The organism is Ruegeria sp. G7, assembly GCF_056535465.1.
On sequence record NZ_JBQFIL010000001.1, the window covers coordinates 396,499 to 420,066 of the forward strand.

Here is a 23,568-nt window from a genome sequence, read left to right on the forward strand (position 1 = left end):
CGCAGAAATTGGTAAAGAAACTTAACCAATCCTGCAAAGGCCCGATATCATGCCCGTGATTACGACTATCGAAGATCTCAAACGCATCTACGAACGCCGCGTTCCGCGCATGTTCTACGACTACGCCGAAAGCGGCAGCTGGACAGAGCAGACATTTCGCGAAAACAGCTCGGATTTCGAAGACATACGACTGCGGCAGCGCGTTGCAGTGGACATGACCGGGCGCACAACAGCCTCGCAAATGATCGGGCAGGACGTGTCGATGCCGGTGGCATTGGCCCCGGTGGGGCTGACAGGTATGCAGCACGCAGATGGTGAGATCAAAGCGGCCAAGGCGGCTGAGGCCTTTGGTGTACCCTTTACCCTGTCCACTATGTCGATCAACTCCATCGAGGATGTGGCCGAAAGCACCTCGGCACCGTTCTGGTTCCAGCTCTATACGATGAAGGACCAAGACTACGTTGGGCGGCTGATCCAACGGGCCAAAGATGCAAAATGCTCGGCGCTGGTTATCACGCTTGATCTGCAGATTCTGGGTCAACGGCACAAGGACCTTAAGAACGGCCTGTCCGCCCCGCCAAAGCTGACCCCCAAGACCATCGCCAACCTGATGACAAAATGGGCCTGGGGCATCGAGATGCTGGGGGCCAAACGCCGGGAATTCGGCAATATCGTGGGCCATGTCCACAATGTCACCGACACCAGATCGCTGGGCACATGGACGGCCGAACAATTCGACCCCAGCCTGGATTGGGGAAAGGTCGAGAAACTGATGGAACAGTGGGGCGGTAAGGTCATCCTCAAGGGCATTCTGGACGCCGAGGACGCCAAAATGGCGGCCAAGCTGGGGGCTGACGCGATTGTGGTGTCGAACCACGGCGGTCGGCAACTGGACGGCGCGCTCAGCTCGATCCGGGTCCTGCCCGAGATTATGGACGCAGTCGGCAGCGACGTCGAAGTACACCTGGACAGCGGCATCCGCTCGGGTCAGGACGTTCTGAAAGCCTTGGCACTTGGGGCCAAGGGCACTTTCATCGGCCGCGCCTTTGTTTATGGCCTGGGAGCGATGGGTCAGAAAGGCGTGACAACCGCGCTGGAAGTGATTCAGAAGGAACTCGACACAACCATGGCCTTGTGCGGAGAACGCGACGTGGCCAATCTGGGGCGTCACAACCTGCTGATCCCCGAAGATTTTGGCGGTCGCTGGCAAGCCTGATCGCTTGCTGAACCCAAGGATGGGGGCGCTGCCCCCGCCGCCCTGCGGGCGCCTCCCCCGGGATATTTTTGGCCAGATGAAGCAGGGGATCCGCACTTCATCTGGCTATAAATATCCCGGAGCGCGAGGCAGAGCCTCGCAAAAATCCAAGCTGGACAAAAACCTCTTTCCAATCCGGATGAATCAAGCTAAGGACGCGGCTTCACGCGGGCATACAGCCTTGGAGGATGCCCGCCCTAACATTGGAGATATATCATGGCTGGTGAGATTCCTGATCTCGTAGCTCTGGAACGGACGGGGACAGGCAAGGGCGCCGCTCGTCAGGCACGCCGCGACGGCATGGTTCCGGGCATTGTATTTGGTGGCGACAAAGACCCGCTGCCGATCAACATCCCGTTCAACGTTCTGTTCAAGCGTCTGAAAGCAGGCCGGTTCAAGTCGACCCTGTGGAACCTGAAGGTTGAAGGCCACGAAGACGTTCGCGTCATCTGCCGCGACGTTCAGCGTGACATCGTCAAAGACCTGCCGACCCACCTGGACCTGATGCGTCTGCGTCGGACAACCAAAATCGCGCTGTTCATCCCCGTCGAGTTCGTCAACGAAGAAGAAGCCCCCGGCATCAAGAAAGGCGGCGTTCTGACCGTTGTCCGCCCCGAGGTCGAACTGGTTTGCACCGCTGGCGACATCCCCGAGAAAATCACCGTCGATCTGACCGGCCTGGAAATCAACGACGTTGTGACCATTTCGGCGGTTGACCTGCCTGCAGGCACCAAACCGACCATCGACCGCGATTTCGTGATCGCGAACATCTCGGCACCCACCGGCCTGTCGTCCAGCGACGATGAAGAGGGCGAAGAGGGTGAAGTCGCTGCAGATGAAGTCGAAGTCATCGGTCAGGACGACGCTGAAGAATAAGTCCGGCTATCTTCCTGATAATGAGACGGGGCCTGCCAGGGCCCCGTTTTTTTATGCCGCATTGGGCTGGCCTCTGGGCTGCAAATTATGCGATCAGTGGGTCCGCACTGCAGTTGGGACGGAAGCAATGAAACTCTTTGTCGGTTTGGGCAATCCAGGGCAAAAATATGCGCGTAACCGACACAATATCGGTTTCATGGCGTTGGACCGGATTGCGCAGGATCATGGTTTTGGCCCTTGGAAATCCAAGTTTCAGGCCGAACTGTCCGAAGGCCGCCTTGGTGGCGAGAAAGCTCTGCTGCTTAAACCTCAGACGTTCATGAACCGCTCGGGTCAGTCGGTGGGCGAGGCGATGCGCTTCTACAAGCTCGACTCTACCGATGTGACCGTATTTCACGATGAGCTGGATCTGGCCCCCGGGAAGGTCCGCGTGAAGGCCGGTGGTGGTCATGCAGGGCATAACGGTCTGCGATCGATCCATGAACACATCAGCCCCGCCTATGATCGCGTGCGGCTGGGGATCGGGCATCCGGGGCGGAAAGAAATGGTCTCACCCTATGTCCTGAGTGATTTTGCCAAGGCGGATTCCGAGTGGCTGGAGGATGTGCTGCAGGGTGTTTCGGACGGGGCCGCGTATCTGGCAACGGACGACAACGGCAAGTTCATGAATGCGGTCGCACTGCGCACCGCCCCGCCCCGGTCTTCAAAATCGCCCGCTAAGGCCGATACCACACCCAAGGCTGTACCGGACACCGAACCAGCGCCGGATGAGCGCTCTCCGATGCAGAAGCTTCTGGACAAGTTCAGGTAGTCTTGCCGCCACGTTGCGATTGCGCGAAACGCCGGACCGAGGTCCAATGCTGGGAACGATCGGAGGTATTTTATGAAATCCGTGTTGAAATGGCTGATGCGTATCGTGCTGGCTCTGGTTCTGGCCGCCGCAGTTGTCGGGATCTGGAAACGTGAAGAAATCCAGCGGTTGATGGCCGTCAATTCGCTGTTCTCAGAAGACAAGATCATTCACAATTTCTCGCACATGGATGAGGCCTTTTTGACCGTCGATCTGCCGCGCGGGAATGGCCCCACATGGGACCTGCCCTATGGCACCGGTTTCGATCTGCCGGCGGGCACGGACCAGTGGATCGAAGACCGCGCCGTGACCTCTTTGCTGGTCATGCAGAACGGCGATATTCGATTTGAGGAGTATTATCTGGGCACCGCGCCCGAAGATCGCAGGATTTCGTGGTCGGTTGCCAAAAGCTATCTCTCGGCTTTGCTGGGCATTCTGATGGAAGAAGGTGCCATTTCCTCACTGGATGACCCGGTCGTGCAATATGCACCGATGCTGACAGGCAGTGCCTATGAAACCGCGACGATCCGCAATGTTCTGAATATGGCCAGCGGCGTCACCTTTGACGAAGATTATCTGGACTACAATTCAGATATCAACCGGATGGGCCGTGTCGTGGCGCTGGGTGGCGAATTGGACGACTTCGCTGCTTCGCTGCAAGACAGTTTTGCGCCTCCGGGCGAAACCTGGCAGTACGTATCGATTGACACCCATGTCATCGGGATGGTCATCCGGGGCGCAACCGGGCGCAGCATTGCAGAGTTGCTGACTGAGAAGATCATTGACCCCATCGGTTTGGAACGAGACGGCTACTATATCACCGATGGTGCGGGTGTAGCCTTTGTACTGGGCGGCCTGAATTTCACAACACGGGATTTTGCGCGATTCGGGCAGCTGATCCTGCAGAACGGGCTGCGTGACGGGCGTCAGGTCGTACCTGCGCAATGGATCAATGATTCGACGTGGCCCAGCGCCCCCACCGAACCCGGCAAGATCGGGTATGGTTATCAGTGGTGGATCCCGGTCGGCGCACGAGATGGCGAGTTCATGGCGCGTGGCGTTTACGGGCAGTATATGTATTTTGATCGCACCCGGGGTGTGCTGATCGTAACGACGGGTGCGGATCGCAACTTCCGTGACGCTGGTGTCAGCGAACAGAATGTCGAAATGTTCCGCAAAATCGCACAAAGCCTGTAAAGTAGCGTCATGCAAAAGCAAGACAGTATCAATGTTCTGGGCGGGGTGCTTGCGCCCTGTTCGCGCGATCCTCTGACCGGGTTCTTTCGGGATGGGGCTTGCAACACCTGCCCCGAAGATCAGGGCAGCCACACGGTCTGCGCAGTCATGACAGCCGAGTTTCTGGCCTATTCCAAATATGTCGGCAACGACCTCAGCACGCCACGCCCCGAGTTCGATTTTCCCGGCCTCAAGCCAGGTGACAGTTGGTGTTTATGCGCAGGTCGTTTCATGCAGGCCCATGACGAGGGCTGCGCACCGAAAGTACATCTTGAGGCGACACATCAGCGCGCACTTGAGATCGTTCCGCTGGATGTGCTGAAACAAAACGCGCTTGATTAAGGCGGCAGGCCCGGCACAGGCCTGCCTCAATCAGATCAATCGACCGCCCGGCCTTCGGTATCGGACATATCGAAGTTCAGATAGCGCGCGACGGTCTGTACGTCCTTGTCTCCTCGTCCGCACATGTTCATGCAGATCAGGTGATCCTTGGGCAGGTCGGGCGCGATTTTCATCACGTGGGCCAGCGCATGGCAGGGTTCCAGCGCCGGGATGATGCCCTCGGTCGCACAGCACAGCTGGAAGGCCTCCAACGCCTCTTTGTCGGTGATCGAAACATAGTTGGCGCGACCAATATCGTGCAGCCAAGAGTGTTCCGGGCCAATGCCGGGATAATCGAGACCGGCCGAGATTGAATAACCTTCCAGAATCTGCCCGTCATCATCCTGCAGCAGATAAGTACGGTTCCCATGCAACACACCCGGACGACCGCCAGTCAGTGAGGCGCAATGCTCCATCTTCTCGTTCACGCCTTTGCCGCCCGCTTCGACGCCGATGATGTTGACATCCTTGTCGTCGAGGAACGGGTAGAACAGACCCATGGCGTTAGATCCGCCACCAATCGCGGCAATGATCGTGTCGGGCAAGCGCCCCTCGGCCTTCATCATCTGCTCTTTGGCTTCCTTGCCGATGATCGACTGGAAGTCCCGCACCATCGCCGGGTAGGGGTGGGGGCCGGCCACTGTACCGATGCAATAGAACGTGTCGCGCACGTTGGTCACCCAGTCGCGCAGCGCGTCGTTCATCGCGTCTTTCAGCGTGCCACGGCCCGAGGTCACCGGGATCACTTCGGCACCCAGCAGGCGCATGCGGAACACGTTCGGAGCCTGACGCTGCACGTCATGTGCGCCCATGTAGACGATGCATTTAAGGCCGAACTTGGCACAGACAGTGGCGGTGGCCACGCCGTGCTGCCCTGCCCCGGTTTCCGCGATGATCCGCGTCTTTCCCATACGGCGCGCCAGAATGATCTGGCCTAAGACGTTGTTGATCTTATGCGCGCCAGTATGGTTCAACTCATCACGTTTGAGGTAGATCTTCGCCCCGCCCAGATGCTCGGTCAGGCGTTCCGCGTAGTACAGCGGCGAGGGGCGGCCCACGTAGTTGGCCCACAGATCATCCATCTCGGCCCAGAAGGTCGGATCATCCTTGGCTTTGTCATATTCCTCTTCCAGCGACAAGATCAGTGGCATCAGCGTTTCACTGACGAACCGTCCGCCGAAAATGCCGAAACGGCCCTGCTCATCGGGGCCGGACATGAAGGAATTGAAAAGATCGTTGGCCATGGAAGTCTCCCGCGTCGTACCTGTTGTTCATAGGAGGTAGGCGCGCGATTTGCCATGGCAAAAACGTGCGGCGGATTACCGAGTCGCGTCAACAAACGCCTTGATAAGATCCGGATCCTTAACCCCCGGCGCGCTTTCCACGCCGGACGCCACATCGACCTGACGCGCCCCGGTCATGCGGATGGCTTCGCCCACATTGTCCGGGGTCAAGCCACCGGCGAGCATCCAAGGCTTGCGCCAGTATTTGCGACCGGCCAGCAAGCGCCAGTCGAAGGCCAGCCCATTCCCGCCCGGCAAAACCGCGTTTTTTGGGGGTTTTGCGTCAATCAGCAGCTGGTCGGCCACGTCGCTATAGGCATCAATCGCAGCCAGATCACCCGCGTCGGCAACCCCGATCACCTTCATCACGGGCAGGCCATACCGCTCTTTGACCTGCTGCACACGCGCGACGGTTTCGCCTCCGTGAAGTTGAAGCATATCGAACGGGGTGTTCTGGGTAATACTGTCCAGCAGATCATCCGACGGATTGACCACCAGGGCGACCTTGGCGACGCCTGCGGGAACAGACGCAAACAGCGCCGCAGCCTGTTCGGGCGAAACATATCGCGGTGACTTGGGAAAGAAGTTGAACCCAAGATATCGCGCGCCCGCATCCACCGCTGCGCGCACGTGATCGGGGGCGGTCAGACCGCAGATTTTCACGCTGATATCAGACATGGACGGGCTTTAACTTGCCTCATCCAGCAGAGCAAGAACGTCATCCTGACCCTCATTCTGCTTTTTCTTGAGCTTCTTGACCTCACGCTCAAGCTTGCGCACTTCGCTTTTCTTGACCGTGGCGTCCTTGCGGTGCTTGTGCTCACGCAGCCATTCCCACAGAAATCCGATGATCAGACCAGCGACGACACCGCCCAGCACCACCAGAAATAGTGGCAAAGACGTGGTCAGGTTGAACCCGAGCAATTCGGACAGAGCGTCCGGCATCAGTTTCAATTCAACGATCTGTCGATTGGCCAGCGAGACCGAGACCAGAATGATCCCCAAAGCAGCCAGAAAAGCATAACGAATGTAGCGCATCATAAGGTCAGGCTTTACCGTTCAAACGGTCCCTTAGCAACTTGCCCGTTTTGAAAAACGGAACACATTTCTCTTCGACCTGCACGGTCTCGCCGGTGCGGGGGTTGCGACCCACACGGGCGTCCCGCTTTTTCACCGAGAACGCGCCAAAGCCGCGCAGTTCGACGCGGTCGCCGCGCGCCATGGCATCGGTCACTTCTTCAAAGACGGTATTCACAATCCGCTCGACATCGCGTTGATAGAGATGCGGGTTTTCGTCAGCAATTTTCTGAATCAATTCCGAACGGATCATGCGTGTTACCCTCCCAGGTGACCGTTTTTCCAAGTCTATCGTTTTGCGTAGTATAAGAAAAAACCGGGTTCGGGGGAACGTAAACTCTGCGCCATCAGGGTTCAAATTATGGCAAACTCGCGCGTTTTTTTGCCAATGCCCCGGATTTCCACCCGTATTGAGCGAACCTGACGCGCGATAACCCGGAAAATCGGAACATATTGATTCGCAACAAAAACGGCCCCGCGCTGTCGCACGGGGCCGAAAATCAACTTCAGACTGACGCCTGAGATCAGTCGCCGGATTTCAGCGCTGCACCCAGGATATCGCCCAGCGATGCGCCCGAGTCGGAGGAACCGTACTGTTCCACGGCCTCTTTCTCTTCGGCGATTTCGCGTGCTTTGATCGACAGACCCAGACGGCGGGTCTTGCTGTCGACGTTGGTGACACGAACGTCGACCTTGTCACCGACCGAGAAACGCTCGGGGCGCTGTTCGGCACGGTCACGCGACAGGTCCGAACGGCGGATGAACGACTTCATGCCTTCGTACTCGACTTCGATGCCGCCATCTTCGATTGCGGTCACTTCAACGGTCACGATCGAGCCACGCTTCACGCCGCCCACGGCTTCGGCGAACTTGTCACCGCCCAGGGCTTTGATCGACAGCGAGATACGCTCTTTCTCGACATCAACTTCCGAAACAACCGCCTGAACGACGTCGCCCTTGCGGTAGTTCTGGATCGCGTCTTCGCCACGCTCGTCCCAGGACAGGTCCGACAGGTGAACCATGCCGTCGATGTCGCCTTCGAGACCAATGAACAGACCGAATTCGGTGATGTTCTTGACTTCGCCTTCGACCTCGGTGCCCTCGGGGTGTGTTTCTGCAAACACTTCCCACGGGTTGCGCTGAGTCTGCTTCAGGCCCAGAGACACGCGACGCTTCGCGCCGTCGATTTCCAGAACCATGACGTCGACTTCCTGGCTGGTCGAAACGATCTTGCCGGGGTGGACGTTTTTCTTGGTCCAGGACATCTCGGATACGTGCACCAGACCTTCGACACCGGCTTCCAGCTCGACGAACGCGCCGTAGTCGGTGATGTTGGTGACGCGACCTTGATGGACCGAGCCCAGCGGATACTTGGCAGCAACCAGATCCCACGGATCTTCTTGCAGCTGCTTCATGCCCAGGCTGATGCGGTGGGTCTCTTTGTTGATCTTGATGACCTGAACCTTGATGGTTTCGCCGATCGTCAGGATCTCGGACGGGTGGTTCACACGGCGCCATGCCATGTCGGTGACATGCAGCAGGCCGTCGACGCCGCCCAGGTCAACGAATGCACCGTATTCGGTGATGTTCTTGACGACACCCTCGACGGTCTGACCTTCGGACAGGTTGCCGATAACCTCGGCGCGCTGTTCGGCACGCGATTCTTCCAGGATTGCGCGGCGCGACACAACGATGTTGCCACGGCGGCGGTCCATTTTCAGAATCTGGAACGGCTGCTTCAGACCCATCAGCGGGCCAGCATCGCGCACGGGGCGCACGTCAACCTGCGAGCCGGGCAGGAACGCAACTGCGCCACCCAGATCGACGGTGAAGCCACCTTTGACGCGACCAAAGATTGCACCTTCGACGCGCTGGTCGTCGGCATATGCTTTTTCCAGACGGTCCCATGCCTCTTCACGGCGGGCCATCTCGCGCGAGATGACGGCTTCGCCACGGGCGTTTTCTGCGGCGCGCAGGTAAACTTCAACCTCGTCACCAACAGCGATTTCAGGGGCTTCGCCGGGATTTGCGAATTCTTTCAGATCAACGCGGCCTTCCATTTTGTAGCCTACGTCGATGATGGCTTGGCCGGCTTCGATCGCCAGAACCTTACCTTTGACAACAGAACCCTCTTCGGGTGTGTCCATTTCGAAGCTTTCGTTAAGGAGGGCTTCGAATTCCTCCATGGATGCGTTAGCCATCTGGCGTTCTTTTCCTTTACATACGTTTTTGCTGGCCGAGCGGTTGTCTCCGCCGGTCTTGTTTCATGATGTCTTCAGACGTGACCCGGTGCGCCTTTGAGCAAACAAACACAAAGGGCCGAGGTAACCCGGCCCTGCTCAGAAACGTCATCCGGACGTTGACCGCCCTTGTATCGACAGCGCGCGTATAGGCGGATTCCGCAACATGCGCAAGGGCAAAGCCCATATGTGCAATGTCCAGCGGCATTACGCCTTATGGGCCCATGTCTTTGCGTCGCGCTGCAGCATCGCCTGCTCGACGGCGTTCAGCCTGCCAATCGCAGCTGCCGGATCATCACAGCCACCGTTCTGGTTCCATATCTTGAGGGCCGAAGTCGGGCTCCACGGCAAACAAGCCTGCGCCAGCCATCGGCGCAGCGGCCGCGGCAACGCATCATAGCGTTGCATCGGCGAAACCTGCCGGCGCCGACGTTTCAGCGTACTGCGCAGATTGCGGGCCGTGCCAGATGAGGTCTGCCTGTATTCAGAATAGTACATGATGTGATGATATTACATTCCCTTCAATCACGTGCAATATAGATTTGGGGACCATCTTGAATAGACACACAAAAAAATGGGGCAGAGACCAAAGTCTCCGCCCCTTATTCTGGAAAATCCGGTGTGATCGACCGCGCGGCCTAGAACAACTGGAGGTCCTTCTTGCCGCTCTGAATCTCAGCAAGGTTCGGCATGCTCTCGGGCTTCATCGGCGCCGCTGGAACCTGGGCCTTTGGGTTCATTGCGGCCGCCATGCCATAAGCGGGTGCGTCTAGCTCTCCGCGGATATCACGCAGCAGCGTTTTATGATCGGGCATCGTTTTTATGATCTGCGCCAGATCCGCTTTGGCCTGCTTCATCCCCTGATACCAGATCGGTTTCTTCAGAGGGCGCAGCCGGTCGCGGATACCCGGGCCATAGCCGGTATCATAGACCTGCTTGCCCAGCAAAACAGTCTGGTACACGCGGTCATCAAACAGCGTTGTGAACTCGGTATCGTGGTTCATCGGCAACCGGTACTGCCACAGTTCCAGATTCTCGGCCAACCGGTCCGGAACCTTCATCTGTGTACGGGCGTCGATCCAGTACGGGTCATCGGTGCGGTTGCCCAGACGATAGTGCAGACAGATGAAATCCAGAACCTCATCATACAGCTTGTTCACCTGTCGGTTATATCTGCTGCGCAGCGACGGCTCGATCTCGCGCGTCGGCAAATGCTCGGCGAACCAGCGTACAGCGTGATCAATCATATGGATCGCGGTGCTCTCAAGCGGTTCGATGAAGCCGCCGGACAACCCGACGGCCAGACAGTTCTTGACCCAGGCATTGCGCACGCGTCCGACCCGCATCGGGATCACGCGCGGTGTCAGGCCCTTGCCGCTGTCGCCCAACCATTCCAGATATTCATCCGCTGCCTGATCATCCGTGCGATGCGCGGACGAGTACACATAGCCCGTCCCAACCCGGTTGTAGAGCGGCACGCGCCACGTCCAACCCGCGCCAAGCGCCGTTGACCGGGTCAGGCTCTCGATCTTCTCAGGATCCGGGTGTTCCACCTGCAAGGCCATGGCGCGGTCATTGGGCAGATAGTCCGAGTAGTCCATGAACGGCTCACCCAGAGCCTGATTGATGATCAATCCACGGAAGCCAGTGCAGTCCACGACCATCTCGATGTCATGACGACCCGCGCGTTCCAGCATCAGATGGCTGACATTGCCCTGTTCGTTCAACTCGACCGAGGTCACCTCAATCCCGGATGTGATCGACCCCGCGCTTAGTGCAGACCTTGGACAACATGCCCGCGAATTTTACCGCATCCAAATGATAGGCATACCCGAAACGCTGTTCGAACTCGGGCTGACCCAACTGGCGCGCGCCTTTGCACAAGCGTCCCAGATCGTCATGCGGCGAGATCGACTGTGTAAAGTCGCGGTCCCCGTTGCCGAAACGCAGGAAGTACTCGGCGGCTTCCAATCCATACAGGGTCTGACCATGGGCGAAGGGGTTCACATAGTCGATGCGGTTGCCCTTGGCATCCTTGTTCCAGTTGCAGAACTTCACACCCAGCTTGAAAGACGCGTTGGTTTCGCGGAAGAAGTCGCGCTCGGAAATACCCGCTTCGCGCAGCGTGCGCGGCATGCGCGGCACCGTGGCCTCGCCCACACCGACGGTTGCAATGTTCGGGCTTTCAATCAGGCAGAGGCGCGGGCGATCTTTGGGGGCGGATGTGCGGGCAAACACCATATCCAGAAGCAAGGCGGTCATCCAACCAGCCGTACCCCCACCAACGATGGTGATTTTACGCAAACGATTATTCATATTTTGGTGTCCCTGTTGGCTCGGGGGATTCTAAAGCTGCCTCCTCCAGTTGTGAGTGTTGGAGGTTGAATGACAGCAGTCCCATCTTTGCTCGGGCGACTATAGCAGCTTTCGGTGCTGCAGCCATAGCTTATGCGCCACTGATGGCGATTTACCCGGGCTACGGATCGGGCGCAGATCAGCGCGCATCCCCAAACGCGGATTGCATCAGATTTCCTCACCTTTTTTTAATAGCTCTTCGATCAGGTCACGCTGCAAATCCTGGCTATCGCCACCTCCGAACTCCGCCGCCCCGCCGGAATACAGGGTGCCATAGGTCCGGGCGATATTCACGGTTTGGGCCAGACCCGAAATCAGTTGGTCCTTTTCCAGCAATGACAGCGGATGGATAAAAGCTGCCCACAAGGTCCCGTTGGCAATCGCGTAGCGCGCATCCAGCGTGCTGTCGAAATTCGCCTGCATCATGCGCTGCAAGTCCGCTGCCGACAAATCTGCAGCGCTGCCGATCGGCACCATTGCCCGCATCCTGTCAGCCACCGTGTCTGTGATCACCAGTACCTTCAAATTAGAAACCGTCAACTCGAACCCCGGCCCCACAGGCTGCGCCTCGGGGTCGAGCGCGAAGATGATCTTGCCCAGACGCTCATATGTCATCGGAGGCTCGGCCTCGGGCACCGGTGCATCGGTTTCCTGAGCAGCCGCGCTGCCTGCCAGAAAGAAAAGTATCAAGGCTAGTCGGATCATGGGCAACTCCTACGCTTGCGACATGAGCTTAAGCCGCCTGCCAGCGTCTGGCCAAACAAAGCTATGTGAGCAGTCTTTGCCCGCAATCCGTACCTTTGTACGATCTGCAATCTTTTGCGGTTCATCTGCGATTACGCGTCCGCCCAGCCTGTCCTAGCTTTGTCACATCGGTCGGCGGACAAACCGGCCCTGATGTGAACCTGAAAGGACTGTTGCCATGAAATCACTAGTACTCACCGCGCTTGCCGCAACTTTGACCCTGGCCGCCCCAGCCTTTGCGGCGGATGAAATCAACGTCTCGACAGGGATCTCTGCCGCGGGCGCACCTCTGGCCGCGCACGGGGTCGATCTGGTTGCGCTTGTCACCAATGGAAACCCCGTCGAAGGCTTCGCCAATCACTCGGCCACCTATGACGGCGCGTCCTATTACTTTACCAGCGCAGAGAACCGCGAAGCGTTCGAAGCCAACCCCGCGGCATACCTGCCCCAGCATGGGGGCTATTGCTCGTTCGGTGTGTCTGTAGGCAAGAAATTCGATGGCGACCCCGACCAGTACCTGATCGCAGACGGCAAGCTATACCTTTTCCTGAACGCCGAGACCCGCGCGGCCTTTCTTAAAGATGTGACCGGAACCGCAAAAACTGCGGATGACCAGTGGGCCAAAATCAAAAGCATCGCAGTCGGCGAGCTGTAAACCGCTCCCGCCCGTAGCGTTGTTACGCTGCGGGCCTCTTCTCTTCGATGGCTGCAATGGCCTGCGCCAAGGCCTCAGCGATACTCAGCGTTGATGTGTCCAGCTGAATCGCATCTTCGGCCGCCTTCATCGGCGCCGTGCTGCGCTCTGCATCTCTGGCATCACGCTCACGTACATCGGCCAGCACCTGTTCCAGTGTTACGTCTGCCCCCTTAGCGTCCAGCTCAAGAAACCGCCGTTCAGCCCGAACCTCGGCGCTGGCGGTTACGAACAGCTTTACCTCGGCTTCAGGACAGATCACCGTGCCGATATCGCGCCCATCCAGCACAGCACCTTCGGCCCTACGCGCAAAGCTGCGCTGGAAGTCGACCAAAGCCGCGCGCACCTCGGGGATCACGGCCACTTTGGACGCGGCCTGTGCAATCTCAGCGGTGCGCAAATCACCCTGTTCAAGCTCTTGCGCCGTCAAAGCCCGTGCCGCCTCGATCGGGTCCGTACCGTCCAGCGTGCGCCGACCAACGGCACGGTACAAAAGACCGGTATCCAGATGTGCAAACCCAAAATGCGCGGCCACGCCCTTCGAAATCGTGCCCTTCCCTGCCGCGGCCGGGCCGTCAATGGCGACCGTAAAGCTCATACGCGCTCGACCTTCGCCCCCAATGCGGCCATCAGCGGCTCAAAGATCGGGAAAGAGGTCGCGATCGGCCCTCCATCATCCACCGAAACAGCGGCCTTGGCCCCCATACCCATCACCATGAAGGACATGGCGATACGGTGATCCAAAAAGCTCGCGCACGTGCCGCCACCGGGAACGTTGCCGATGCCCAGCCCGTCAATCGACCACCAATCGTCACCCTCATCGACGTTTACGCCATTGGCGCGCAGACCACGAGCCATGGCGTCAATACGATCGCTTTCCTTCACCCGCAGCTCTTTCACGCCACCCATCATCGTGGTGCCCGTAGCGTTAGCCGCGACCACTGAAAGCACCGGGTATTCGTCGATCATCGAGGCCGCACGTTCCGGCGGTACGGTGACGCCTTTCATATCCGGCGAGTATTTCGCCCGCAGATCGGCAACCGGCTCTCCGCCCTCTTCGCGTTCATTTTCATAGGTCAGGTCCGCGCCCATTTCACGCAGCGTAGTGAACAGCCCGGCGCGGGTCGGGTTCAGGCCGATACCTGGCACCAGCACGTCCGATCCGGGGGTGATCAGGGCCGCACACACTGGGAAAGCCGCGCTGGACGGGTCACGCGGAACGGCGATAACCTGCGGTTTCAGCTCTGGCCGACCGGTCAGGGTAATGACGCGCCCCTCATCCGTGTTCTCGACCGTGATCTCCGCACCAAAGCCCGCCAACATGCGTTCAGAATGATCGCGGGTGGCCTCTTTTTCGATCACCACCGTTTTGCCGGGAGCATTCAAGCCAGCCAACAGCACAGCGGATTTCACCTGCGCCGAGGGCACCGGCACCTCATAGCGCACCGGGGTCGGGTCAGCGGCGCCCACAATGGTCATGGGCAGACGCCCGCCCGAGCGGCCAACGGATTGTGCGCCAAACAACGCCAGCGGGTCGGTCACCCGTGCCATGGGGCGCTTGTTGAGGCTGGCATCCCCGGTAAAGGTCGCGGTGATCGGAGAGGTCGCCATAACGCCCATGATCAGTCGCACTCCTGTGCCGGAATTGCCGCAATCAATAACCTGATCGGGTTCTGCAAAACCACCAACACCCACACCGTGCACAGACCATTCGCCACCGCCGTGGTCGGTCACCTCTGCCCCAAAAGCGCGCATCGCCTTGGCGGTGTCCAGCACGTCTTCGCCTTCCAGCAGGCCGGTGATGCGGGTTTCGCCCACCGCCAACGCGCCCAGAATCAGCGACCGGTGCGAGATCGACTTGTCACCGGGCACCTCTGCCGTGCCGGTGAGCGGACCGCAGGGATGCGAGGTCATCGGGATGGGCGTGCCGTGTCCGGACATGGGGGCTCCTGTTTTCGCTATCAGTTCAAGGCGGATTAGCGAATTGGGGCCGGTTGGTCCAGCGGCAATCAGCCTGTGCGGCGGAAGGTCAGATAGTGGGGGGTCCGGCCTTCACGCAGGGCCTTCTGTTCGTAGCGTGTGGAAATCCAGTCGCCCCAGGGCTCGCGCCAGTCGGCGGGACCTTCGGCCAGCCACTCGAACCCGGCGCGCGGCACCTCTTCCAGCGTCTGGCGGACATAGTCGGGAATATCGGTGGCAACCCGGAAGATCGAGCCGGGTTTCAGAACCCGCGCCAACGGTTCGAGATGCTCATGCGTGACAAACCGGCGGCGATGGTGGCGTTTTTTGGGCCAAGGATCGGGATAGAGCAGGAACGCACGCGAAATGCTTGCGTCGGGCAAGACGTCGAACAGGTCGCGTACGTCACCGGGATGGACGGCAAGGTTTTCGACCCCGGCCTGACGGATTTTGCCCAGCAGCATGGCAACGCCGTTGATATAGGGCTCGGCCCCTATGATGCCGATATCTGGATTGCTCAGGGCCTGGTGTACCAGATGCTCACCGCCGCCAAAGCCAACCTCAAGCCAGACGGGCTTGCCGCCAAACAACGCGTCAAGGTCCAGCGGATTGCGCTCGGGATTGCTGTCCCAGTCGACCGCACCCGGCGACAAAGCGGCAAGGTCCTCGTTCAGATAGGTCTTTTGGCTGGGCTTCAGGGTCTTGCCCTTGAAGCGGCCATAGAAATTTCTGCGCGGGCGTTCTGGGGTCGGGGTGCTCATGGCGGTGGCCATACTGCGGCGGGCTCTGTCTGGCAAGGGTGAGTGTTGGGGCCAGGCCGCCGCCATTGGTGTCTCGGACCAAAGGCGCAGCCGATAGCGGCCCCGAGTTATTTCTAAACAGAAATAGAGCGCGCCCGTCAGGGCGCACAATTTGGTAGCTTGTTAGACCGCCGCCTTCAGCGCGGCAGCCAGGTCGGTACGCTCCCAGCTAAAGCCGCCATCTGCTTCCGGTTCGCGACCGAAATGACCATAGGCGGCGGTGCGTTGATAGATGGGCTTGTTCAACTGCAAGTGTTCGCGGATACCGCGCGGGGTCAGGTCCATCACCTGATCAACAGCCTTTTCGATCACCGCATCAGCGATCTGGCCAGTGCCATGGGTATCGGCGTAGATCGAAAGCGGCTTGGACACACCAATCGCATAGCTCAGCTGGATCGTGCAACGTTCGGCCATGCCAGCGGCAACAACGTTTTTCGCCAGATAGCGCGCAGCGTAAGCGGCAGAGCGGTCAACCTTGGTCGGGTCCTTGCCCGAGAACGCGCCGCCGCCATGCGGTGCGGCACCACCATAAGTGTCAACGATGATCTTGCGTCCGGTCAGGCCAGCGTCGCCATCCGGGCCGCCGATCACAAATTTCCCGGTGGGGTTCACATGCCACTCGGTCTCGGCGCTCAGCCAGCCCTCGGGCAGGGTTTCGCGAATATAGGGCTCGACAATAGCGCGGATATCATCCGAGCTCAGCGCGGCATCCAGATGCTGTGTCGAGAGCACCACCGAGCTGACGCCGACCGGTTTACCGTCGCGATACACAACCGATAGCTGCGATTTGGCGTCGGGACCCAGCACAGGCTCGGTGCCGTTCTTGCGCACTTCGGCGAGACGGCGCAGGATCGCGTGCGAATACTGGATCGGAGCGGGCATCAGCGCCGGTGTCTCAGTCGTGGCATAGCCGAACATGATGCCCTGATCACCAGCACCCTCGTCCTTGTCACCCGATGCATCCACGCCCTGCGCGATATGGGCGGATTGTTCGTGCAGCAGGTTCGTCACCTCGACAGTTTCATGGTGAAACTTGTCCTGTTCGTACCCGATATCCTTGATACAGGCGCGCGCGATATCGTCGATATGCGCCATGTAATCATGCAGTTTGTCCTGATCCGACAGGCCGACCTCTCCGCCGATCACGACGCGGTTGGTCGTGGCAAAGGTCTCGCACGCAACACGCGCCTCTGGCTCTTCCCGCAGGAATGCATCCAGTACTGCATCCGAGATACGGTCACAGACCTTGTCGGGGTGTCCTTCGGAGACGGACTCCGAAGTGAAAATATAGTTCTGTCGGGACATGAATGTGCTCCATTAAGATTTCCCCGTCACGCCAGGAAGCCGTTGTGACGGGCGACCGACCGAATACGCGGCCTGTCAGGCCGGGTCAATCCGTATTTGCCCCCCGCTGCGTTCTGCTGTGTCGCCAGGACAGCGCCAGCAGAACCAATAACGCAATAAAGACCGGGAAATCGCCAATCCGTGCATAGAACGTCGCTGCCAAAGGCAAAGGCAGCTCTGCATCCACAAACCCGGCTTGCCCCAGCGCCAGCGACGCCGTGATCCGGCCAAGCGGATCAATCATCGCGGACACGCCGGTATTGGCCGCGCGCATCATCGGCAAGCCTTGTTCGATGGCGCGCATCTGTGCCTGCGCGAGGTGCTGATAAGGACCGGACCACGTGCCAAACCACGCGTCGTTCGTGATTTGAAGCATAAAATCCGCGCGTCCCGGCGCCGAGAGCACATCTTGCGTGAACACCGCCTCATAGCAGATCAGCGGCAGCGCCTTGCCAAGCGGCCCTGCAGCCATCAGCGCGGCACCGGGCCCGGCGCTAAAGCCGCTGCCCGCAGTCGATGCCATTCCATGGATGCCGAACCGAGCCATCAGGTTGCCGAACGGCACATATTCCCCAAAGGGCGCTAGATGATGCTTGTCATAGAGCCCGTCCTGCTCGCCCTTTTCATTCAGATAGACCATAGAGTTGTAAATCTGCAGACCATCCGCACGCTGGATACCCAGAAAGACCGGAGTACCCTGCGCCGCATCGGCTATGGCAGACAGGTAGGGCTGCGCACTTTGCAGCCATGCGGGCACCGATGTTTCCGGCCAGACAATCAGGTCCGGTCGGGGCGTGGCCACTGTGAACTCAAGCTGGCGCGCGAAGAACAGCGGCATATAGTCCGGGTCCCACTTCTGGTGCTGCGGCGCATTGGGTTGGACCAGACGGACGACATGCTCCGAATAGATGGGCGCGGGGCGCGACGTGGCGTAGCCCAGCGCCGCAATAGCCAAACAGGTTGTCGCCGCGCCAGAGATCACAATCATCCGCGCGCCGCGACCCGCAAACAGCGCCACCCCCAGCGGCAATGTTGCAAGCAGGGTCAACGCGTTCAAACCGTAGGGGCCCACCAAGGACAGCACCTGCGCAACGGGCGTATCCACCCAGACTTGCGCAAGCCCTGCCCATGGAAAGCCCGTAAGCAGATAACCACGCCCAAATTCTGCTATGGACCAGATCAGCACGAGAAGTACGGATTGTGCGATCGGGCACCCCCCGATCCGCTTTGCCGCGCCAAATGCCGCCGCCCAGAACAGCGCCAGCCCACCAGCCATGAAGATCAAGGCGAAGGGCGCCATCCATGCGTGCCGTTCAGCGTCGACCAAAAACGGTTCAACAATCCAGCTAAGCGCGTGGACGAAATAGCCGGTCGCAAAAGCCCAGCCCACAAAGGCGGCGCGGCGCGCTGTTTCGCTGGCCAGATAGAGCGGCGCAATCAGAACCAACGCAACAAGCGTTGCAAACCAATATCCCAACGGCGCAAGGCCCAATGCACCGAACGCCCCCAGCACGCCGGCCAACAGGCATCTCAGCCATATCGGCCAACCGTCGGCAAGGTTCATTCAACGATATCCGGCAGCATAACCCGCAAGCGCTTGATCCGGCGCGGATCGGCATCGAGCACCTCGAACTCGGGGCCCTCGGGGTGACACACGACTTCGCCGCGCGCAGGAACCCGGCCCGACAGCATGAAGACCAGCCCACCCAGCGTATCGATCTCTTCCTCGTCCACGTCTTCGTGACGTGTCAGCGAGCGCCCGATCTCGGCCTCGAAATCTTCCAGCGGGACGCGGGCCTGAACCACATAGCAGCCAGGTTTTTCCTGTATCCACAACTGATCTTCGTCGACATCATGCTCGTCCGCGATCTCACCTACGACCTGTTCGATCAGATCTTCAATCGTAAGCAAACCGTCAACGCCGCCGTATTCATCGATAACCAGCGCCATATGGCGACGCTCGGTCTGCATCTTTGTCAGCAGTACACCAATCGGCATCGACGGAGGCACAAACAACAACGTCCTGAGCATCGACGTAAGCTCGAACTCTGCCGAGTTTCCGTTGAACCCATGGGTCAACGCAAAATCCTTCAGATGAACAAATCCCAGCGGCGTATCCAACGTGCCTTCGTATACGGGGATCCGTGACAGGCCACTTTCGCGGAAGATCTGCGCAAGTTCATCCTTCTGCGTGGTTGACGGGACCGAGATGATTTCGGCGGTCGGGATCGCGACATCCTCAACCCGCATCCTGCGCAGGTTTATCATACCGCGCGGTTGCGGGACGATAACCTCGGCTCCGTTCACCTGCTTCGCCGTATCATCCTGAGAAGAAAAAGCATCGAAGATGCGGGAAAATAATCCGCCTCGCTCGTCGCTGTCATTGCTGCTGTCCTGAGATTGCGCGCTCTGCGCCGCCCTAGAACTGCCGTCTGTATCGCCCATTATCCTGTTCCAAATGATCGGGCAAAGTTGCCCCTGTCATGTATTATATGGGTTATCTATACCCAGTTTGCCAAGTATCTCGGTTTCGAGCGCTTCCATCAAAGTGGCGTCAGAGTCACGAATGTGATCATAACCCAGCAAATGTAATGTTCCATGAACAAGCAAATGTATCACATGATTGTCCATGGCTTTACCGGCTTCTGCGGCTTCGCGGGCGCAGGTGTCGTAGGAAATCGCAATGTCCCCCAGCGCGATTTCACCCGTGAAATCCGCTTGCGGCGCTAAAGGAAGCTCTCCGGCGTTGTCGGCGGCCAGGTCTTCGGCCGGCCAGCTGAGCACGTTCGTCGGAGTGGGTTTTTGCCGAAATTCAGCGTTCAGTTCCGAGATGCGCGTGTCATCACACCCCAGCAGGCTGACAGCGCACAATGCTGCGTCCAGATCGCGATGATCCAGAGCAGCGGTGATCGCGCGCACCGCCAGCGGCTCAAGGCCGCTCCAACGGTTGTCTTCCAGCGTAACTTCAAGATTCATGCAGCGATCCCGCGCCCAGACAAAACCCGGGCCACGGGGATTTACCCGTTCTCGCGACCCGCGTCAGCCTCATACGCCTCGATGATGGCAGCGACAAGCGGATGCCGCACGACATCTTTCGAGGTAAAGTAATTGAAGCTGATATTCGGGATCGTCTTCAGAAGACGTTCGGCATCCGCAAGGCCCGACTGTACGCCGCGGGGCAAATCAACCTGAGACCGATCACCGGTGATGACCATCCGGCTGCCCTCGCCCAAACGGGTCAGGAACATCTTCATCTGCATGGTGGTCGCGTTCTGCGCCTCATCCAGTACGACGAACGCATTGGCCAGCGTCCGTCCGCGCATGAAGGCGAGCGGCGCGATCTCGATCCGTTTTTCTTCAATCAACTTGGCCAGTTGTTTGCCGGGCAGGAAATCGTTCAGCGCGTCATAAAGCGGCTGCATATACGGGTCGACCTTGTCCTTCATGTCGCCCGGCAGATAGCCCAGCTTTTCCCCGGCTTCCACGGCTGGACGGCTGAGGATGATGCGATCGACGTGGCCGCCGATGAACATCGAGACACCGACAGCGACCGCCAGATAGGTCTTGCCCGTTCCTGCCGGGCCGATCCCAAAGGCCAGTTCGTTGTTGAACAGAGACTGGACATAGGCCTTCTGGGCGTCCGTGCGCGGTTCGACCAGTTTTTTGCGGGTTTTGATCTCAACCGTGCCGCCTTTGAACATCTCAAGCTGATCGCCGTCCCGCGTGCCGGTCCCGACCTCTGAGTTGCCCATGCGCAGCTCGCGATCCACATCTGCGGCCTCGACATCACGCCCGCCTTCCAGACGGGTGTAAAGCGATTGCAGCACCTCAATCGCCTGCTTCTGCGACTCCTCATCGCCAAGCACAACCAACTGGTTGCCACGCCGAACGATCTGAACCGAGAGCTTTTGTTCGATATCGGTCAAGTTGCGGTCGTACTCACCGCACAAATCGATCAATAATCTGTTGTCTGGAAATTCAACAAGCGCCTCACGCGGGGGCATGTCATCTTGCGGTGGGGTCAGGGCACCGATGGCCAATACGTTCTCCTGTCTTGGCGTTTCACCCCGAGCGTAGACAACATCCCGAGGGGGACGCAAGCGGCAGTTTCAATTTTTGCGTGATCGATGACAAAAGCACCGTTCGGCCCTGTAAGTCTCGGGCTTGCAACACATCCTTGAAGGCTGCCTAGAACGTATAGTTCAGACCAAAGCGCAAGCCGCGATACTTCGGCGTCGATTCGGTTGTGAACTGCGGGCCAAGCTCGACAGTTTTCGATTCGAACTGAAGGTACTCAATCTCACCCGTGATCGACCAATGATCGTTCAGCTTGTGCTCGGCTCCCAAGCTTGCCGAAAAACCCTGCCGCCGATCCTCAGACTCGAATCGAGATGATCCTCCGATATCGGTGATAGAAGTCGACGTCGTGATATCGCCACGCACATATCCCAGAGAAACAAAATACAACACGCTGCCGCTGCGATTTGTCAAACCGTTCCTCAGGCGAATTGAAAACACATCCGAAATTGCCGACCGGCCCGAGACCGTGGCCCCGCCGATCATCGTCGTCGTGCTGTCGTCAAGCGTGCCGTAGTCATATCCAAGCTCGACGCCGTAGACATAATCGCGCCCGCCCGCAGCCGGCAGAATGCCACGCCAGCCGCCACGAAATCCTCCGTAGTTTCCGCTGGGGCTCAGATTGCCGAGACCAAACAGCGTCTCGCCGTCTACGCGTAGTCCAAAATCATCCGAACCACCCGAGGCACGCCCGCCGCTCACGCCAAGATAAAACGCGCTCACGTCGCGTGAAAACCGGTCTGGGGAAATTACATCCGGTTCGGTCACATCACCGATGACGTCACCGGCAAAAGTCGGCGCCGCGCAGCTGAGCGCAAGGACAAATGCGACGACGGCCCGAGAGGCCTTAACGATCTGAAAATAACTACGGCTCACTACTCACACACCTCCGTCGCGATGGGCGATGGCACTGCCCATACCGATAACCCCCATCAACAAACCAGCCGCTGACGGTCTGGCGCTTCTCCGAACATAGTTCTGAATCATAAATCAAGGGTTAAATTCTGCCCCGGATGCCCCCGTCGACGTTCTGGCACCGGATCAGAGCAATGTGCCTGCCAGCGAATTAGCACCGGACCCGGTAATCTTTACTTTACGTAAGTCTCCGGCGACAACATCAGCGTCGGCCACATGAACCGCATGAAGATACTCGGATTTTCCGACCATCTGCCCTGTTTGGCGCCCCGGCTTTTCGAACAAAACGCTCACCGTGCGCCCCACCATCGCATCCTGGATCTCGCGCTGGTGCCGGGTGATCATCGCCTGCAGGCGCTGCAGGCGGTCATCCGCCTGTTGGGCGTCAACCTGTGGCCGCTCTGCCGCAGGCGTACCTGGACGGGTCGAGTATTTGAAGGAATAGGCGTAGCCATACCTGACCTCTTCCACCAGATCGAGCGTCGCCTGAAAATCCTGTTCTGTCTCTTCGGGGAACCCGACGATGAAATCCCCTGACATCAGAATATCGGGTCGCGCCGCGCGGATCCGTTCAATCAGCCGCAGATAGCTTTCAGCCGTGTGACTGCGGTTCATCCGCTTCAGGATCTTGTCCGATCCTGACTGCACCGGAAGATGCAAATAGGGCATCAACTTGTCACAGGTGCCATGCGCCTCGATCAGATCATCGCTCATGTCATTGGGGTGCGAGGTGGTAAAGCGGATACGCTCCAACCCATCAACCTTGTTCAGCTCCCAGATCAGACCGGCCAGAGTCATATCCCCATTCGGTCCCGCCCCATGATAGGCGTTGACGTTCTGACCCAGCAGAGTGATCTCGCGCACGCCGCGTTCGACCAAGTCCTGCGCCTCGCGGATGATGCGATCGGCGGGGCGGCTGACCTCGGCCCCGCGGGTATAGGGCACCACGCAGAAAGCACAGAACTTGTCACACCCTTCCTGCACGGTCAGAAACGCCGTCGGGCCACGCTTGGCCTTGGGCCGGTTCTTGAGCTTCTCGAACTTGTCCTCTTCGGGGAAATCGGTATCCAGCGCCTTTTCGCCCGCGCGGGTCTTGGCCTCCATCTCGGGCAGGCGATGATAGCTCTGCGGCCCCACCACCAGATCGACCAGAGGCTGGCGGCGCATGATTTCTTCACCCTCGGCCTGCGCCACGCAACCCGCGACACCGATCTTCAGATCAGGTTTCTCGGCCTTCAACCCCTTGAAGCGGCCCAGTTCGGAATAGACCTTCTCAGCCGCTTTCTCGCGGATATGGCAGGTGTTCAGCAGGATCATATCCGCATCGTCCGCAGACTTGGTCTCAACGTACCCCTGCCCGCCCAGCGCTTCCGCCATGCGTTCACTGTCATAGACGTTCATCTGACAGCCATAGGTCTTGATAAACAGCTTCTTGGGTTCGGACATGGATCGGGCCTTTGCACTCGCTGGATCGACGTCGTC

25 protein-coding genes and 1 riboswitch are annotated in these 23,568 nt (G+C 58.9%); of the genes, 6 read left to right on the forward strand and 19 right to left on the reverse strand.

The window, feature by feature from the left end; genetic code table 11:
• Positions 1-49 precede the first annotated feature (49 nt).
• The 5 genes from ACR3EN_RS01960 to ACR3EN_RS01980 all read left to right on the forward strand — a co-directional run bounded on the left by ACR3EN_RS01960 (position 50) and on the right by ACR3EN_RS01980 (position 4,559).
• Positions 50-1,216 carry an alpha-hydroxy acid oxidase gene (locus tag ACR3EN_RS01960; RefSeq protein ID WP_480819310.1) on the forward strand — a complete coding sequence of 389 codons (1,167 nt, stop codon included), beginning with the start codon at positions 50-52 and terminating at the stop codon, positions 1,214-1,216.
• 255 nt (positions 1,217-1,471) lie between these two features.
• A complete protein-coding gene (locus tag ACR3EN_RS01965) occupies positions 1,472-2,131 on the forward strand; it encodes a 50S ribosomal protein L25/general stress protein Ctc (protein WP_480819309.1) in 660 nt (219 codons plus the stop codon).
• Between the two features lie 127 nt (positions 2,132-2,258).
• The gene (gene pth, locus ACR3EN_RS01970) at positions 2,259-2,942 is read left to right on the forward strand and encodes an aminoacyl-tRNA hydrolase (RefSeq protein ID WP_480819308.1); all 684 of its coding nucleotides are present in this window, start codon (positions 2,259-2,261) and stop codon (positions 2,940-2,942) included.
• 72 nt (positions 2,943-3,014) lie between these two features.
• On the forward strand, positions 3,015-4,178 hold the full coding sequence (locus tag ACR3EN_RS01975) for a serine hydrolase domain-containing protein (RefSeq protein ID WP_480819307.1): 1,164 nt from the start codon (positions 3,015-3,017) through the stop codon (positions 4,176-4,178).
• A gap of 9 nt (positions 4,179-4,187) precedes the next feature.
• Entirely contained in the window at positions 4,188-4,559 is a 372-nt protein-coding gene (locus tag ACR3EN_RS01980; RefSeq protein ID WP_480819306.1) for a DUF2237 family protein, read from the forward strand.
• A 35-nt stretch (positions 4,560-4,594) separates the two neighbouring features.
• On the opposite strand, the gene trpB is transcribed toward ACR3EN_RS01980, so the two are convergent.
• From trpB to ACR3EN_RS02025, 9 genes are all read right to left on the reverse strand, one after another.
• The gene (trpB, locus tag ACR3EN_RS01985) at positions 4,595-5,842 is read right to left on the reverse strand and encodes a tryptophan synthase subunit beta (RefSeq protein WP_480819305.1); all 1,248 of its coding nucleotides are present in this window, start codon (positions 5,840-5,842) and stop codon (positions 4,595-4,597) included.
• A 75-nt stretch (positions 5,843-5,917) separates the two neighbouring features.
• Positions 5,918-6,559: a phosphoribosylanthranilate isomerase gene (locus ACR3EN_RS01990; protein ID WP_480819304.1), complete on the reverse strand. Its 642-nt coding sequence runs from the start codon at positions 6,557-6,559 to the stop codon at positions 5,918-5,920.
• 9 nt (positions 6,560-6,568) lie between these two features.
• A complete protein-coding gene (locus ACR3EN_RS01995; RefSeq protein WP_480819303.1) occupies positions 6,569-6,919 on the reverse strand; it encodes a lipopolysaccharide assembly protein LapA domain-containing protein in 351 nt (116 codons plus the stop codon).
• A 7-nt stretch (positions 6,920-6,926) separates the two neighbouring features.
• Positions 6,927-7,211, reverse strand: coding sequence for an integration host factor subunit beta (ihfB, locus tag ACR3EN_RS02000; RefSeq protein WP_050603110.1), 285 nt, complete (start codon positions 7,209-7,211; stop codon positions 6,927-6,929).
• Positions 7,212-7,482: 271 nt separating this feature from the next.
• Positions 7,483-9,159: a 30S ribosomal protein S1 gene (gene rpsA, locus ACR3EN_RS02005; RefSeq protein ID WP_480819302.1), complete on the reverse strand. Its 1,677-nt coding sequence runs from the start codon at positions 9,157-9,159 to the stop codon at positions 7,483-7,485.
• 246 nt (positions 9,160-9,405) lie between these two features.
• On the reverse strand, positions 9,406-9,696 hold the full coding sequence (locus tag ACR3EN_RS02010; protein WP_480819301.1) for a DUF6525 family protein: 291 nt from the start codon (positions 9,694-9,696) through the stop codon (positions 9,406-9,408).
• A 140-nt stretch (positions 9,697-9,836) separates the two neighbouring features.
• Positions 9,837-10,940: a tryptophan 7-halogenase gene (locus ACR3EN_RS02015; RefSeq protein WP_480870287.1), complete on the reverse strand. Its 1,104-nt coding sequence runs from the start codon at positions 10,938-10,940 to the stop codon at positions 9,837-9,839.
• A 1-nt stretch (position 10,941) separates the two neighbouring features.
• Positions 10,942-11,514, reverse strand: coding sequence for a tryptophan 7-halogenase (locus ACR3EN_RS02020; protein ID WP_480870290.1), 573 nt, complete (start codon positions 11,512-11,514; stop codon positions 10,942-10,944).
• A gap of 207 nt (positions 11,515-11,721) precedes the next feature.
• Positions 11,722-12,258, reverse strand: coding sequence for a hypothetical protein (locus ACR3EN_RS02025; RefSeq protein ID WP_480819299.1), 537 nt, complete (start codon positions 12,256-12,258; stop codon positions 11,722-11,724).
• 217 nt (positions 12,259-12,475) lie between these two features.
• On the opposite strand from ACR3EN_RS02025, the gene ACR3EN_RS02030 reads away from it, so the two are divergent.
• Complete coding sequence (locus ACR3EN_RS02030) at positions 12,476-12,952, forward strand: YHS domain-containing (seleno)protein (RefSeq protein ID WP_480819298.1); 477 nt, start codon at positions 12,476-12,478, stop codon at positions 12,950-12,952.
• A 22-nt stretch (positions 12,953-12,974) separates the two neighbouring features.
• Here the strand turns inward: ACR3EN_RS02030 and cmk are convergent, their stop codons facing one another.
• The 10 genes from cmk to miaB form a co-directional block, all read right to left on the reverse strand.
• Positions 12,975-13,589, reverse strand: coding sequence for a (d)CMP kinase (cmk, locus tag ACR3EN_RS02035; protein WP_480819297.1), 615 nt, complete (start codon positions 13,587-13,589; stop codon positions 12,975-12,977).
• A complete protein-coding gene (gene aroA, locus ACR3EN_RS02040) occupies positions 13,586-14,932 on the reverse strand; it encodes a 3-phosphoshikimate 1-carboxyvinyltransferase (protein ID WP_480819296.1) in 1,347 nt (448 codons plus the stop codon). The genes cmk and aroA overlap by 4 nt, the downstream gene beginning before the upstream one ends.
• Positions 14,933-15,000: 68 nt before the next feature.
• A complete protein-coding gene (trmB, locus tag ACR3EN_RS02045) occupies positions 15,001-15,711 on the reverse strand; it encodes a tRNA (guanine(46)-N(7))-methyltransferase TrmB (protein ID WP_480819295.1) in 711 nt (236 codons plus the stop codon).
• A 162-nt stretch (positions 15,712-15,873) separates the two neighbouring features.
• Entirely contained in the window at positions 15,874-17,055 is a 1,182-nt protein-coding gene (gene metK, locus ACR3EN_RS02050; protein WP_480819294.1) for a methionine adenosyltransferase, read from the reverse strand.
• A gap of 5 nt (positions 17,056-17,060) precedes the next feature.
• Positions 17,061-17,109: riboswitch (SAM-SAH riboswitch) on the reverse strand.
• Between the two features lie 31 nt (positions 17,110-17,140).
• Positions 17,141-18,658: an apolipoprotein N-acyltransferase gene (gene lnt / locus ACR3EN_RS02055; RefSeq protein ID WP_480819293.1), complete on the reverse strand. Its 1,518-nt coding sequence runs from the start codon at positions 18,656-18,658 to the stop codon at positions 17,141-17,143.
• Positions 18,655-19,539 (reverse strand): hemolysin family protein, encoded by an 885-nt coding sequence (locus ACR3EN_RS02060; protein WP_480819292.1) that lies wholly within the window; start codon positions 19,537-19,539, stop codon positions 18,655-18,657. Before ACR3EN_RS02060 ends, lnt begins: the two co-directional genes overlap by 4 nt.
• Positions 19,540-19,575: 36 nt before the next feature.
• Positions 19,576-20,070, reverse strand: coding sequence for an rRNA maturation RNase YbeY (gene ybeY / locus ACR3EN_RS02065; RefSeq protein ID WP_480819291.1), 495 nt, complete (start codon positions 20,068-20,070; stop codon positions 19,576-19,578).
• 41 nt (positions 20,071-20,111) lie between these two features.
• Complete coding sequence (locus ACR3EN_RS02070) at positions 20,112-21,134, reverse strand: PhoH family protein (RefSeq protein WP_480819290.1); 1,023 nt, start codon at positions 21,132-21,134, stop codon at positions 20,112-20,114.
• Between the two features lie 148 nt (positions 21,135-21,282).
• Positions 21,283-22,047, reverse strand: coding sequence for an outer membrane protein (locus tag ACR3EN_RS02075; RefSeq protein ID WP_480819289.1), 765 nt, complete (start codon positions 22,045-22,047; stop codon positions 21,283-21,285).
• Between the two features lie 165 nt (positions 22,048-22,212).
• Positions 22,213-23,532: a tRNA (N6-isopentenyl adenosine(37)-C2)-methylthiotransferase MiaB gene (miaB, locus tag ACR3EN_RS02080; RefSeq protein WP_480819288.1), complete on the reverse strand. Its 1,320-nt coding sequence runs from the start codon at positions 23,530-23,532 to the stop codon at positions 22,213-22,215.
• Positions 23,533-23,568 lie beyond the last annotated feature (36 nt).

Bases quoted from the DNA above. Each gene is read 5' to 3' on its own strand.
- ACR3EN_RS02030 (WP_480819298.1), top strand. From the start codon at position 12,476: ATGAAATCACTAGTACTCACCGCGCTTGCCGCAACTTTGACCCTGGCC.
- ACR3EN_RS02020 (WP_480870290.1), bottom strand. From the start codon at position 11,514: ATGAATAATCGTTTGCGTAAAATCACCATCGTTGGTGGGGGTACGGCT.
- ACR3EN_RS02025 (WP_480819299.1), bottom strand. From the start codon at position 12,258: ATGATCCGACTAGCCTTGATACTTTTCTTTCTGGCAGGCAGCGCGGCT.
- metK (WP_480819294.1), bottom strand. From the start codon at position 17,055: ATGTCCCGACAGAACTATATTTTCACTTCGGAGTCCGTCTCCGAAGGA.
- ACR3EN_RS01980 (WP_480819306.1), top strand. From the start codon at position 4,188: ATGCAAAAGCAAGACAGTATCAATGTTCTGGGCGGGGTGCTTGCGCCC.
- ACR3EN_RS01975 (WP_480819307.1), top strand. From the start codon at position 3,015: ATGAAATCCGTGTTGAAATGGCTGATGCGTATCGTGCTGGCTCTGGTT.
- miaB (WP_480819288.1), bottom strand. From the start codon at position 23,532: ATGTCCGAACCCAAGAAGCTGTTTATCAAGACCTATGGCTGTCAGATG.
- ACR3EN_RS01995 (WP_480819303.1), bottom strand. From the start codon at position 6,919: ATGCGCTACATTCGTTATGCTTTTCTGGCTGCTTTGGGGATCATTCTG.
- cmk (WP_480819297.1), bottom strand. From the start codon at position 13,589: ATGAGCTTTACGGTCGCCATTGACGGCCCGGCCGCGGCAGGGAAGGGC.
- ACR3EN_RS01960 (WP_480819310.1), top strand. From the start codon at position 50: ATGCCCGTGATTACGACTATCGAAGATCTCAAACGCATCTACGAACGC.
- pth (WP_480819308.1), top strand. From the start codon at position 2,259: ATGAAACTCTTTGTCGGTTTGGGCAATCCAGGGCAAAAATATGCGCGT.
- ybeY (WP_480819291.1), bottom strand. From the start codon at position 20,070: ATGAATCTTGAAGTTACGCTGGAAGACAACCGTTGGAGCGGCCTTGAG.
- lnt (WP_480819293.1), bottom strand. From the start codon at position 18,658: ATGAACCTTGCCGACGGTTGGCCGATATGGCTGAGATGCCTGTTGGCC.
- trmB (WP_480819295.1), bottom strand. From the start codon at position 15,711: ATGAGCACCCCGACCCCAGAACGCCCGCGCAGAAATTTCTATGGCCGC.
- aroA (WP_480819296.1), bottom strand. From the start codon at position 14,932: ATGTCCGGACACGGCACGCCCATCCCGATGACCTCGCATCCCTGCGGT.
- ACR3EN_RS02060 (WP_480819292.1), bottom strand. From the start codon at position 19,539: ATGGGCGATACAGACGGCAGTTCTAGGGCGGCGCAGAGCGCGCAATCT.
- ihfB (WP_050603110.1), bottom strand. From the start codon at position 7,211: ATGATCCGTTCGGAATTGATTCAGAAAATTGCTGACGAAAACCCGCAT.
- rpsA (WP_480819302.1), bottom strand. From the start codon at position 9,159: ATGGCTAACGCATCCATGGAGGAATTCGAAGCCCTCCTTAACGAAAGC.
- ACR3EN_RS01965 (WP_480819309.1), top strand. From the start codon at position 1,472: ATGGCTGGTGAGATTCCTGATCTCGTAGCTCTGGAACGGACGGGGACA.
- ACR3EN_RS02010 (WP_480819301.1), bottom strand. From the start codon at position 9,696: ATGTACTATTCTGAATACAGGCAGACCTCATCTGGCACGGCCCGCAAT.
- trpB (WP_480819305.1), bottom strand. From the start codon at position 5,842: ATGGCCAACGATCTTTTCAATTCCTTCATGTCCGGCCCCGATGAGCAG.
- ACR3EN_RS01990 (WP_480819304.1), bottom strand. From the start codon at position 6,559: ATGTCTGATATCAGCGTGAAAATCTGCGGTCTGACCGCCCCCGATCAC.